The organism is Candidatus Sphingomonas phytovorans, assembly GCA_029202385.1.
Classification (GTDB): domain Bacteria; phylum Pseudomonadota; class Alphaproteobacteria; order Sphingomonadales; family Sphingomonadaceae; genus Sphingomonas; species Sphingomonas phytovorans.
In genome coordinates this window covers 4,934,497-4,946,913 of the sequence record CP119314.1, presented here as the reverse complement: position 1 = coordinate 4,946,913, position 12,417 = coordinate 4,934,497, and the positions used below count along the sequence as shown (strand labels likewise).

The following is a 12,417-nucleotide window of genomic DNA, read 5'->3' as shown; positions in this document are numbered from 1 at the left end:
AAGTTCGCGCGCTCCACGCAAGTCCTAACGCCGCCGGACATGCACACAGCTTCTCGACGGCGGCGTGCGCGCGTGGGAAAGGGATTTTCATGACACTTGCGTCGATGACCGCGCTCTGGCGCTCCGCCGCCCGCTTCTTCGAGGCCTTTGCGCGCTTTGCCGGCGTGCGCGGCTGGATCGCGGCGGGCCTTGTCGGCCTTTCCGCGATCCTCGACGGTGCGGGGCTGGTACTGCTCATCCCCATCGTCGATGCCGTGGTCAATCCCGGCGACGGGTATCTGCCGACACGGGCTGTCTTCGAAACCCTGGGCGTCCACAGCCAGATGGGCCGCCTCGCCCTGCTGATCGCCGCGTTCGTGGCGATGGCGGTGCTGCGCGCGGTCGTGCTCTATGCGCGCGACATGCACCTCGCCCGACTGCAGGGCGATTTCGCCCAGCACGAGCGTGGCCGGATCATCCGGTCGCTGGCGGGCGCACCATGGAACCGGATCGCGGCGCTGAGCCATGCCCGCGTCACCAATATGGTCAGCGTCGAAGTCAACCGAATCGGTTCGGGCGCGCAGTTCCTGATCCAGGGCAGCATCGCGCTGGTGATGCTGATCGTGCAGGGCGCGCTCGCCTTCGCGCTCGCACCGGGCCTTGCGCTGGCCATCGCCGCGATCGTCCTGATCGGTGGCGGCGCGGTCCTGCTGGCGCAGGGCCGGGTTCGCGATCTCGGTGTCGGCCTGGTCGATGCCAACCGCAAGATGATGGGCAGCGCGACGGGTTTCCTGGGCGGACTGAAAGCGGCGACCGCACAGAATGCTCAATATGGCTTTGCCGAGGAGTTCGCGACGATCCAGCGTTCCGTCCGGGCGCGCATGCTTGAATTCACGCAGCGCCAGGCGCGCAGCCGGCAGGTCTTCGCGGTCGGATCGTCCCTGATGGGCGCGATCGTCGTGATGACCGGCTATGCCGTGCAGATCCCGCCCGCCGTACTGATCACCCTGGTGCTGATCTTCGCGCGGATGAGCGGGCCAGCCATGCAGATCCAGCAATCGACGCAGAATTTCTTCTTCGGCCTCCCGGCGTTCGAAGCGGTCCGCAAGCTGGAGGAGGATCTCGATGCGAGCGCGACACCCGTCCCCATACCCGTCATGCCACCGCCGGGCGCGATCGAATTGCAGGGCGTGTCGTTCCTTCATCCGGGCGGCGGCGGCTTGCATCCGGCCGACCTGACGATCGAGCCGGGGTCCTTCATCGGCATCACCGGACCATCGGGCGCTGGCAAGACGACGCTGGTCGAACTGCTCACCACGCTGCAGGAGCCGCAGACCGGACGCATGCTGATCGGCGGCGAGCCGCTCGACGCGGCGCGGCGGGCGGGCTGGCGCGAGAGCCTCGCTTATGTCCCGCAAGAAGGGTTCCTGTTCAACGACAGCGTGCGCCGCAACCTCACCTGGGGCACCGACGGGATCGACGATGCGCGCCTTTGGGATGCGCTGCGCCTTGCCGGTGCGGAAGAGATCGTCGCGCGCCTGCCCGAGGGACTTGAAGGGCAAGTCGGAGAGCGCGGGATCGCGCTGTCGGGTGGCGAGCGCCAGCGCCTGTCGATCGCCCGCGCGCTGCTCCGCGACCCGCGCATGCTGGTGCTGGACGAGGCGGCGAACGCGATCGATGCAGCGGGGGAAGCTGCGTTGCTCGAACGGCTCGCCAGTCTCGATCCGCGCCCGACCATCGTGATGATCTCGCATCGCGCGGAAAGCCTGGTGCTGTGCGACCGGGTGATCACCGTCGAACTCGGCCGCCTTTCCGCCTAGGCCTCGCCAAACAGGCCGAGTGCGGCGACCTCTTCGGCGGTGAAGTCGATCCCGAACATCAGGCTCAGCCGCATGCGATAGACGCGCGGATCGACGATTTCGGCGACTGTCTCCTCCTCGCCCGCACGCCGGCGATAGATACGGTCGGTGAGGCCGGCGAGCCCGCGCGGCAGCACGATGCTGACGAGGCGGAGTTGCAGGAAGCGGCTCTCGGGCGCGGTCGAGGTCCAGTGGTTGCTCAGGTGCAGGTCAGCGTCCCAGACCTGGCCGAGAGTGAAGCTGTATTGCGGCTGAAAACCTTCCCCGGCGCCGCGCCCGTCGGTCGTGCCGGGATGACCGTCGCGCAGCAGCATCCAGCCGTGCAGCGTATCGCGCTCCAGGCGGAAGCGGGCGCCATCCGGCGCATCGACCACCGGGCCCTCGGCCAGCGGCATGATCGGCGTGTAGCTGCCGCCGAAGCCGGGATCTGCGACCCACTCTTGCCCGTCGATCGTCACCAGGCTGAAGACATGGGCGAGCGGCGGCGTGTCCGTCGCGCCGAGCCAGACTCGGGCGAGCAGCGGCCGAGCCTCGAAACCGAGCGATGTCAGCGCGTCCAGGAACAGGCGGTTATGCTCGAAGCAATAGCCGCCGCGCTTCGCGGTCACGAGCTTGGCGAAGACCGATTCGCTGTCGATCCGGATGCCCCGGCCAAGGATGATGTCGAGATTCTCGAACGGGATGGCGAGACGATGGGACCGCTGGAGCATGGCCAGGCCCTCGGCGTCGGCGAGAGGCCGTTCCTTCAGGGCAATGCGGGCGAGATAAGCGTCGAGGTCGAACATCAGCGTGATTCTACTTTCCTGCGGAATAGCCGGTCATCGAATAGGGGCGATTCTTTTCCCCTGTCGCCCAATTGGTGTCGGGCGTCGCCTGCATGACGAAGCGGAGCTCGCCGCCAGCAACGATCTCGCTATGGCGGATAAAGCCGCGCGGCAGCAATGTACCGTTGAGCAGCACCCGGCCGACATAGCGGTTCGTATCGGACAGCCCTTCGGCACGGATCGTGAAGCTCTTGCCGTTCGGCAGATTCAGCACCGCGCGATCGACGAAGGGGCGACCGATGACATATTCGCCCGTCCCCGGTGCCACCGGATAGAAGCCGAGGCTGGTGAAGACCAGCCAGGCAGACATCTGGCCGAGATCGTCATTGCCGGACAGGCCGTCAGGGGTCGGCCTGTACTGGCTGTCGACGATCTGCTTCAGCCGTTCCTGCGTGCGCCATGGTGCACCGGCATAGCTGTAGAGATAGGCGACATGGTGGCTCGGCTCGTTGCCATGGATATACTGGCCGATCAGGCCGGCGATGTCCTCGGCATGGCTGTAGTCGACCTTGGAATTGTCGAAGTCGAACATCGCATCCAGCTTCTTCACCGTCGCCGCATCGCCGCCGAGAGTTCGGATCAGGCCGCCCTGATCCTGCGGGGCGAACCAGGAATATTGCCAGGCATTCCCCTCCGTATAGTCGCTGCCATAGTTGATCGCGGTCGGATCGAATGGCTCGCGGTAGCTGCCGTCCGCCTTGCGCGCGCGGAGGAAGCCGGTCTTCGCATCGAAGCTGTTGCGCCAGTACAGCGCGCGCCTGTCGAAGCGGTCCGCCACGTCCTTGCGCCCCATCGCCCGCGCCATCCGCGCGATCGTCCAGTCGTCATAGGCATATTCGACCGTCTTCGACGCCGCCTCGGGCTCGCGGTCGATCGGCACATAGCCGAGCTTCATATAGTCGCCGAGGCCGCCATAAGGCGCATAGTCGGCACTCGCGACCATCGCATCGAGCGCCGCCTTCGCGTCGAACCCCCTGATCCCCTTCAGATAGGCGTCGGCGATGACCGGCACCGCATGATAGCCGATCATCGTCCAGGTCTCGCGACCGTTGAACTGCCAAACCGGCAGGATGCCGAACGGGCTGTCCTGCCGGCTGGCGATCAGCGAGTTGACGAAATCGGCGTTGCGCTTCTCTGGCTGGATCAGGGTCAGCAGTGGATGCTCGGCGCGGAACGTGTCCCATAGCGAAAAGGTCGAATGATAGGTGAAGCCGCTCGCCTGATGGACCTGATCGTCCGGCCCGCGATATCGCCCATCGGCATCCCCGTAGACGCTGGGCGCAACGAGCGTGTGATAGAGCGCGGTATAGAGCGTCTTCTTCATCGGACCCGGCGCCTCGATCGTCACGGCACCGAGCGCTTTCTCCCATGCCATGCGGGTCAGTGCGCGGATCGAGTCGAAGTCACCGGGCTCGCTCGCGAGGTTCGCCAGCGCGCCCGCTTCATCGACGCCGGAAATGGCGACATGAACTTCGAGCGGCCTTGTCAGCGTGCCAAAATCGAGCCGGGCCACGAGCGCCCGCCCCGCCAGTTGATCCACCCCGTCATCGCCGCGACCGGGGCCCTGGAAACCCTTGTACGGCACATCCTCCTCGCGGTTGACGAAGGCGTGACCGGCAAGCGGTGCGGAGAAGCGCATCGCGAAGAACAGCTTGCGCGCCGGCGCCCAGCCGCGCGTCTCGCGCATGCCGGTGATGATGCCGTCGGAGCGGACACGGACCGACGACCACAGGATCTTGCCCGGATAATTATAGATGCTCGACCGGAGATCGACCACGAGGTGCGCCGGTTTGCCCGTGGGGAAAGCATAACGATGCACGCCGACGCGCGTGCTGGCGGTCAGTTCGGCACGCACGCCGGGATCGCTCAGGGTCACCGCATAATAGCCGGGTGTCGCGACCTCGCTCGCATGGCTGAAGCGCGAACGGTAGCCCGAGCCCGGTCTGGCCGAATCACCCGGTTCAAGCGGCACAGCATCGCCCGTCGCGGGCATGACGAGGACATCGCCGAGATCGCTGTGTCCGGCACCGGAGAAATGCGTGTGCGAGAAGCCGAGGATCGACGAATCCTCGTAGCGATAGCCCGCCGCCCATTTGTAGCTCTGCCTGAACGGCTTGATCTCGGTATCGGGGCTCAACTGCACCATGCCGAACGGCGCGACCGCGCCGGGGAAGGTATGGCCCTCCCCACCAGTGCCGATGAAGGGATCGACCGAGTCGACCGGCGCGACGGGAGCAGGCGGCGCCGTCTGCGCGGTGGCGAGGCTGGCAGCCGTGCCGAGGCACAGGATGACGATGACCGGGAGGCGTTTCATCAGGGCTTTAGACCACAGGAGCCCGAGGGGGTGAAGCGCCCTGCCGCAGGGAGATCGAGATCAACGTTGTCATAATTTCGGGCACCCGGCGGAAAAGCCTTGTTTCGCGGACGTTCCGGAAGGCACTATAGCGCCTGTCTGCTGTGCCGCGCGGTCCCGCGCGGTCTACCGCGGCGTCAATTCCCATGCTAGCGGAGCGGATATGGATCTCGGGCGGCGCGCAACCATCATCGACGTGGCCCGGGAGGCGGACGTATCGATCAAGACCGTTTCGCGCGTGTTCAACGATGCGCCCAACGTCACGCCCAAGACACGCGACCGCGTGCTGAAGGTCGCCGCCGCGCTGCACTATCACCCGAACGTCGTCGCGCAGGGCCTGGTCGGCCGGCGATCCTATCTGCTCGGCCTGCTCTACGAGAATCCCAGCCCCAATTATGTGGTCGAGTTGCAGCAGGGTGCGCTCGATCGCCTTCAGGGCGAGAAATACCGGCTGGTGGTGCTGCCCGTGGGGCAGGTGTCGGCGATTGCCGACAAGATCGTGTCGCTGGTCAGGTCGGCGGCGCTCGACGGGGTGGTGCTGACCCCGCCGGCGTCCGATCATCCGGTGGTGCTCGAACAGCTCGAGGCGGCCCGTTTCCCCTTCGTGCGCATCGCGCCGACCCGGTCGCCCGAACTTGGCCCGCGCACGCTGACCGACGATGTCGGCGCAGCGCGGATGATGACCGAATATCTCATCTCGCTGGGCCACAGGCGGATCGGGATGATCAAGGGCGATCCAAGCCATCCGGCGAGCGAGGCTCGACTGCTCGGCTTCTCCAACGCGCTTTCGGCAGCCGGCCTGAAGATGCGGCCGGACGATATCGAACAGGGCATGTTCACCTTCGATTCCGGGCTGCAGGCAGGCATGCGCCTGCTCGGGCGCGGCGAACGCCCGACGGCGATTTTCGCGCAGAATGACGACATGGCCGCCGGGACGATCATGGCGGCGCACGACCTGGGGATCGACGTTCCGGGCGACCTGTCGGTCGCCGGCTTCGACGACAGCGCGATCGCGCAGATCGTCTGGCCGCGGCTGACCACGATCCACCAGCCGGTGTTCGACATGGCGCGGGACGCGACCGCCATGCTGGTCGCGATGCTCGAAAAGAAGGAACATGAGGACCTGATCGAGCACCCCGTAGCGCTGATCACCCGCCAGTCCACCGGCCCGGCCCCGCCCCTCCAGGCGAGTTGAGGCTCGATATGGCAGGCTTGTGTGCCTATCGAGCGATTGGAATTGACAACGTAAGTCACGTAGTGATGTAAGAGCAGGCAGAACCCGACTGGTCGGGCTGACGAACCGATCGACGGAGAGGATAAAGTGATGTTCGGCAAGCGCAGGGCGAAGGTGGCGCTCGGGGTCGCCAGCCTCATGACCGTTGCCATGGCAACCGGAATCGGCACGGCGCAGACGCCCGCGGCCCCGTGGCCGCATGTCGGATCGCCCCTGCCGCCCGATCCGGCAATGGAGGCGCGGATCGATTCCCTGCTCGCCCACATGTCCGACGAGGACAAGGTGGCGCAGATCGTCCAGCCCGATATCGGCAGCCTCTCGATGGACGATATCCGCCAGTACAAGTTCGGATCGATCCTGGCCGGCGGCAGCTCCGGCCCGAACCGCGACGACAAGGCGCCCGCCCCCGCCTGGCTGGCCTATGCCGACGCGGCCTGGGACGCAGTGACGAAACGCGACGACGGCCGTCCGGTGATTCCGCCGATCTGGGGGATCGACGCGGTGCACGGCCATGCCAACATCATCGGCGCGACGATCTTTCCGCAGAATATCGGCCTGGGCGCGATGCGGGACCGCGACCTGATCCGGAAGATCGGCGAGGTGACCGCGAAGGAAATGGCGGTCACCGGGATCGACTGGGATTTCTCCCCGACCCTCGCCGTGGTCCGCGACGATCGCTGGGGCAGGAGCTATGAGGGTTTTTCCGAAGATCCGTCGGTAGTGCGCGACTATGCCGGCGCGATAGTCGAGGGACTTCAGGGCAAGCCCGGCACGAAAGCATTCCTGCGCGCCGGCAAGGTGATCGCCACCGCCAAGCATTTCGTCGGCGACGGCGGCACCGCAAACGGCGTCGACCAGGGCGACAATCCTTCCTCCCCCGAACAGATTCGCGACATCCACGGCGCCGGCTATCCGCCGGCGATCGCCGCCGGGGTGCAGGCGGTGATGGCGAGCTTCTCGAGCGTGCGCGGCACCAAGCTGAGCGCGGACAAGGAACTGCTGACCGGCGTACTGCGCGACCAGATGGGATTCGACGGCCTGACCGTCGGCGACTGGAACGCGCATGGCCAGGTGCCCGGCTGCTCCAACACCTCCTGCCCCGCCGCGATCAATGCCGGCATGGACATGGTGATGGCACCGGACAGCTGGAAAGGCTTCTATGCCAGCACGCTCGCCCAGGTGAAATCGGGCGAGATCTCGAAGACCCGGCTCGACGAAGCGGTGCGGCGCATCCTGCGGGTGAAGATACGCGCCGGCATGTTCGAGAAAGGCAAGCCCTCCAGCCGCCCCTTCGCCGGCAGGTTCGAATTGCTCGGATCCCCCGAGCACCGCGCGGTGGCGCGGCAGGCGGTGCGGGAATCGCTGGTGCTGCTCAAGAACCAGGGCCATGTGCTGCCATTGTCGCCCAAGCTCGACCTGCTGGTCGCGGGCGACGGCGCCGACAATATCGCGAAGCAAAGCGGCGGCTGGACGATCAGCTGGCAGGGCACCGGCCTGACCAATGCCGATTTCCCGCACGGCCAGTCGATCTATGCCGGCATCGCCGAGGCAGCGAAGGCGGCGGGCGGCAGCGCGACGCTGAGCGTCGACGGCAGCTTCACCAAGAAGCCAGGCGCCGCGATCGTGGTGTTCGGCGAGGACCCCTATGCCGAATTCGCGGGCGACCGGGCGACGGTCGAATATCGCCCGGGCGAGACGCGCGACCTGGACCTGCTGAAGAAGCTGAAGGCGCAGGGCATTCCCGTCGTCGCGGTGTTCCTGTCGGGCCGGCCCTTGTGGGTGAACCCGGAGATCAACGCGGCCGACGCGTTCGTCGCCGCCTTCCTGCCCGGCGGCGAGGGTGGCGGCGTGGCCGACGTGCTGCTGGCGGGCAAGGACGGCAAGGCCCGCCATGACTTCCGCGGCAAGCTCTCTTTTTCCTGGCCGAAGCGGATCGACCAGACACCGCTCAACCGGGGCGACGCCAAGTACGACCCGCTGTTCGCCTTCGGCTATGGGCTGACCTATGCCGACCAGGGCAACCTCGCGCAGCTTTCCGAAGAGCGGCCGGCCGCCGCAACCCGCGCTGACGGTACGGTGTTCGCGCGCGGCACCCTGCCGGCGGGCTGGAGCTTCGACCTGGCCGAACCAGGCGGCGTGGCGGTGCCGGTGAAGGGCAATTCGGGCACGACCGGCGCCGGGCTCGTCCGCCTGGCCAGCGTCGACCGGCGCGCGCAGGAGGATGCCCGCACCATCACCTGGGGCGCGGCGGGCGGCACGATGCGGATCGCCGCCGACAAGCCGGTCGACATAGCTCGCGAAGCCAATGCACAGTACAGCGTGGTCGTGGAATATCGCGTCGATGCGACGCCAACGGGGATCGTACGAATGGGCCTGCAATGCGGCAATACTTGTGTGGGCACAGTCCCGATCACCGGCATCCTGCGGGCGGCACCGGTCGGGCAATGGACCACGCTCACCCTCCCCCTCAACTGCTTCGCCGCCACGGGACTCGACCCGAGGCGCGTGACCGCGCCCTTCACCCTGGCAAGCGAGGGAGCGATGACGCTGTCGATCTCCGACATTCGCTTCGTCAGCGCCGGCGGCGCGGCGGGGTGCCCGCAATGACCGCGTCGGAAGGCGGCAAGACCGCAGCCGGCGCCGGTGCCGCCTTCGCGGTGGTGACGTGCCTGTTCTTCGCCTGGGGCTTCATCACCTCCAACACCGACCCGCTGATCGCGGCGATGCGCGGCATCTACACGCTCAACGTGGCGGAAGGCATGCTGACCCAGTTCGCCTTCTTCCTCGCCTATTTCGTCGTGTCGCTGCCCGCCGCCGCGCTGCTTGCCCGGCTTGGCCACAGCCGCACGATCATCACCGCGCTGATCGTGATGATCGGCGCGTGCGGGCTGATGCTGATCGCGTCGCACATGGAAGCCTATACCATGGTGCTGGTCGCGCTGTTCGTGATGGCGGGCGGCATCACCGTGCTGCAGGTCGCCGCCAATCCGCTGGCCGCGTCGCTGGGCGCGCCCGAGCGGAGCCATTTCCGCCTGACCCTCGCACAGGCGTTCAACTCGCTTGGCGTGGTGCTCGGCGTCAGCATCGGATCGAAGCTGATGCTTCGGTCCGACGTGTTCGGACAGGGCGGGCATATCCTTCCCCATGTGCCGCGCAGCACGGCGCTGGGCGCGATCGACCATGCCTTTGTGCTGATCGCCGTCGCGGTCGCCGCGCTCGCGCTGCTGATCTATGTCTTCCGCCACCGCATCAACACGTCCGCCGCCGACATCGGCATCCAGGGCGCCTCGCCGCTCAAGGCGCTGCGGTCGGGCTGGGCGGTGTTCGGCGCTGTCGCGATCTTCCTCTATGTCGGCGCCGAGGTGACCATCGCCAGCGTAATGATCAACTTCCTCAACCGGGCCGACGTGCTTGGCCTGGCGCTTGATGCGGCCGGCGGCGTGCTGGCCTTCTATTATTGGGGCGGTGCACTGGCCGGGCGGTTCGTCGGCAGCGTGCTGCTGACCCGGGTGCGGGCGAGCTATCTGCTCACCGGCGCCGCGACGGTGGCAGCGTGCCTGAGCGCCGCGGCCTTCCTGCTGCATGGCCCCGCCGCGGCCTATGCCGCCCTTGGCGTCGGCTTCTTCAACTCGATCATGTTCCCGACGATCTTCAGCATCACGATGGAGCGGTCGAAGGCATCGAGCGCGTCGGTATCGGGGCTGTTGTGCATGGCGATCGTCGGTGGCGCGCTGCTGCCCCTGTGGTCGGGGCATATCGCCGACCGGACGAGCATCGGCATGACCTTCGTGCTGCCAGCCATTGCCTATGTCGGGATCGCCCTGTTCGCCGCGCTGGGCAAAAGGTCCCGGCTGGCGGGTGACGGCGAGGCTGCTCCTTCCATGGCCCATTGAGGGCGGGGATTAAGGCAGATCCGTCGCCGGTTGAATCGAAACCGCGCCCTGGCACCCCTCCCCCGGCGGGAGAGTGTCAGAGGCCGGGCTGGTATTTCCGCTCAACATGGCCGGTCAGGTCCTGCGGATAGAAATAGACCGGCCTGAGATTGCCGTCGGCATAGCGCTGGGCCTGGTCGTTGAAATGCGGTGAGGCGGGATCGCCGCTCTCCCCGCCCGCGGTGACCGCCCATGCCTTGAGGCGAGGGCCGAACTCGACCACTGCCACGAAGCTGTTACCGCTGGTGCCGTAATAGTTCTTCGTGTTGGGATAGGGTTTGGCGCCATAGCTGGCGAGCGAGCCCCATTGCGCCGAGGTGAAGGGTACGGCGATGCCCGGCTTTGAATCGTCGAAATGCGCGTCGATCGAATCGTCGAGCCGCTGGAAGCGGTTGATCCGGCCCCAGGCCACGCGCCAGTCGCCGAAATCGCGAGTCAGGCGATCGACCGCCTGAACCAGCGCGTCGAGCTTTGCCCCGGGTGCCACCTTCGCGCCGATATAATCGGACACGTTCATCCGCTCGGCGCGGGCGAAGCTGCCGACATCCTTCCATAAGGTATCGCCCCAGATGACGGCAAGCGCGGTGGGCTCGGACGTGGCGCTCCAGCGATAGTCCCACCCCTTGAGCAGCGCGACAGGGGCGGCGAGCTTTGCGCGCCGGGCATCGCCGGGCGGGAGCGCTTCCCATGCCGAAACGAGTTGCGGGATCAGCGTCGCGAAGGCCGGGAGATAGCTATCATAGGCCGCCGCGCGCAGTCCTTCCGGCGTGAAGCCGGTCTTGCCGGTGAGCAGCAGATCGGCATGGGTGCCCCGCGCGTTGGCGCCGGCCTGATCCATGTAACGCGGATAATCCTTCGCCCTTGGGCTATCGGGGCCGGCCGACTGCCATGGCCAGTCGTTGGTGTTCTTCGCCCAGCCCACCGGCGGGTTGATCACATTGGGCAGCGTCGCGATGGCGTGCAGGCCCTTCCAGTCGGTCGCCGGGTCGGCGCCGTCGACCGCCCGGGTATAATCGAACCGGTCGTCGCGGACCGGCACGAATTGCGGGTGGAGATAGGCGATCTCCCCCTTGCTGTCAGCGAAGAGCGTATCGTTGGAGCTGTTCGCCTGCCGTTCGGCGACCGCCATGTACGACGCGAGGTCAGTCGTCTTGGTACGCAGCCAGCTCTGCTCAAGCGCGAGGATCGGTTTCCACATCATCGACGTGGCGATCCATTTGCCCTCGCGCTTCGCCACGATCGGGCCGTGATGAGTGTGCGTCACCGTGAAGGCGCGGTTCCCCATGCTGCCGTCGGGCCGGCGGAAGGCGATGGAGATTCGGCTGCGTTCGACCGGCCGCAGCTTCGTACCGTAGCGATAGGAGAGCTTGCCCGAATCATAGACGAAGGTCTCGGCGAACTCGTCGACATTATCGACGCCCGATGACGTGTGCATCCAGCCCGCATTGGCGTTGAAGCCCTGGTAGATGAAGAACTGGCCCCAGGTGGACGCGCCATAGGCGTTGAGCCCCTCCCCGCTGGTCATCTGAAGCTCGGAGCGGAAATAGAAGCTCGTGTGCGGGTTGATCAGCAGCAGGGCATGGCCGTCGACCGTGTTCTTCGGCGCGATGGCGATGCCGTTGGAGCCGCGCGGCTCACGCGGCACTCGGCCGGTCTCCTCATCGGTCATCGCGACCTGACGGGTGCCGTAGAGGCTTTCCAGTTCCGACAGCGAGATTCGCTCGATATCGCCACCGATGCTACCCTCCGTGAAGGACAGCGCCATCCAGGGTTCGAAGCGCTTGAGCACTTTGGGACGGGTGCCGGGATGGGTGGCGAGATAATAGTTCAGCCCGTCGGCCCACGCGTCCATCAACTGGCGCAGCCAGACGGGACTCTCACGATATTGCTTCTGCAGGACGGCCGGATCGACATAGAGGCGCTGGCGCAGATCGGCCCAGATCGCCGTCTCGCCCTGCGCCTCGGCGGTGCGGCCGAGCGCGGTCAGGTAATTCGCCTCGATCCGGCTGAAATCATCCTCGGCCTGAGCGTAGATCGCACCGAACACCGTATCGGCATCGCTCTTGCCGACGACATGGGCGATGCCCCAGTCGTCGCGCGTGATGGCAACGCGAGCGGCCCGAGCCTTCCAGCCCGCCATCTCATCGGGCGCGGCGTGGGCGATGCCGGGCGACAGCAGAGCAGTTGCGAGGAGCAGGTTGCGAAGGCGGGGCTTGAGTCTATCCATGGCGGCAGG

At 66.6% G+C, this 12,417-nt stretch carries 7 protein-coding genes; 4 read left to right on the top strand and 3 right to left on the bottom strand.

All coding sequences use genetic code 11. The features are described from left to right. The first annotated feature begins 89 nt into the window (after positions 1-89). Positions 90-1,799: an ABC transporter ATP-binding protein gene (locus P0Y59_22660; protein ID WEJ99674.1), complete on the top strand. Its 1,710-nt coding sequence runs from the start codon at positions 90-92 to the stop codon at positions 1,797-1,799. Here P0Y59_22660 and P0Y59_22655 read toward each other — a convergent pair. Together P0Y59_22655 and P0Y59_22650 are read right to left on the bottom strand one after the other, a co-directional pair. Further along, on the bottom strand, positions 1,796-2,623 hold the full coding sequence (locus P0Y59_22655; GenBank protein WEJ99673.1) for an arylamine N-acetyltransferase: 828 nt from the start codon (positions 2,621-2,623) through the stop codon (positions 1,796-1,798). The genes P0Y59_22660 and P0Y59_22655 overlap by 4 nt on opposite strands. A 10-nt stretch (positions 2,624-2,633) precedes the next feature. After that, complete coding sequence (locus tag P0Y59_22650; GenBank protein ID WEJ99672.1) at positions 2,634-4,976, bottom strand: GH92 family glycosyl hydrolase; 2,343 nt, start codon at positions 4,974-4,976, stop codon at positions 2,634-2,636. 202 nt (positions 4,977-5,178) lie between these two features. Between P0Y59_22650 and P0Y59_22645 the strand changes: the two genes are divergently transcribed. The 3 genes from P0Y59_22645 (at position 5,179) to P0Y59_22635 (ending at position 10,142) form a co-directional block, all read left to right on the top strand. Beyond that, a complete protein-coding gene (locus P0Y59_22645) occupies positions 5,179-6,210 on the top strand; it encodes a LacI family DNA-binding transcriptional regulator (GenBank protein ID WEJ99671.1) in 1,032 nt (343 codons plus the stop codon). Between the two features lie 129 nt (positions 6,211-6,339). Further along, positions 6,340-8,856: an exo 1,3/1,4-beta-D-glucan glucohydrolase gene (locus tag P0Y59_22640; protein ID WEJ99670.1), complete on the top strand. Its 2,517-nt coding sequence runs from the start codon at positions 6,340-6,342 to the stop codon at positions 8,854-8,856. Continuing rightward, the gene (locus P0Y59_22635) at positions 8,853-10,142 is read left to right on the top strand and encodes an MFS transporter (protein WEJ99669.1); all 1,290 of its coding nucleotides are present in this window, start codon (positions 8,853-8,855) and stop codon (positions 10,140-10,142) included. Before P0Y59_22640 ends, P0Y59_22635 begins: the two co-directional genes overlap by 4 nt. 76 nt (positions 10,143-10,218) lie before the next feature. Here the strand turns inward: P0Y59_22635 and P0Y59_22630 are convergent, their stop codons facing one another. After that, on the bottom strand, positions 10,219-12,408 hold the full coding sequence (locus P0Y59_22630) for a penicillin acylase family protein (GenBank protein ID WEJ99668.1): 2,190 nt from the start codon (positions 12,406-12,408) through the stop codon (positions 10,219-10,221). Positions 12,409-12,417 lie beyond the last annotated feature (9 nt).

Coding starts and splice junctions, on each gene's coding strand:
- P0Y59_22660 (WEJ99674.1), top strand. CDS start 90: ATGACACTTGCGTCGATGACCGCGCTCTGGCGCTCCGCCGCCCGCTTC.
- P0Y59_22655 (WEJ99673.1), bottom strand. CDS start 2,623: ATGTTCGACCTCGACGCTTATCTCGCCCGCATTGCCCTGAAGGAACGG.
- P0Y59_22650 (WEJ99672.1), bottom strand. CDS start 4,976: ATGAAACGCCTCCCGGTCATCGTCATCCTGTGCCTCGGCACGGCTGCC.
- P0Y59_22645 (WEJ99671.1), top strand. CDS start 5,179: ATGGATCTCGGGCGGCGCGCAACCATCATCGACGTGGCCCGGGAGGCG.
- P0Y59_22640 (WEJ99670.1), top strand. CDS start 6,340: ATGTTCGGCAAGCGCAGGGCGAAGGTGGCGCTCGGGGTCGCCAGCCTC.
- P0Y59_22635 (WEJ99669.1), top strand. CDS start 8,853: ATGACCGCGTCGGAAGGCGGCAAGACCGCAGCCGGCGCCGGTGCCGCC.
- P0Y59_22630 (WEJ99668.1), bottom strand. CDS start 12,408: ATGGATAGACTCAAGCCCCGCCTTCGCAACCTGCTCCTCGCAACTGCT.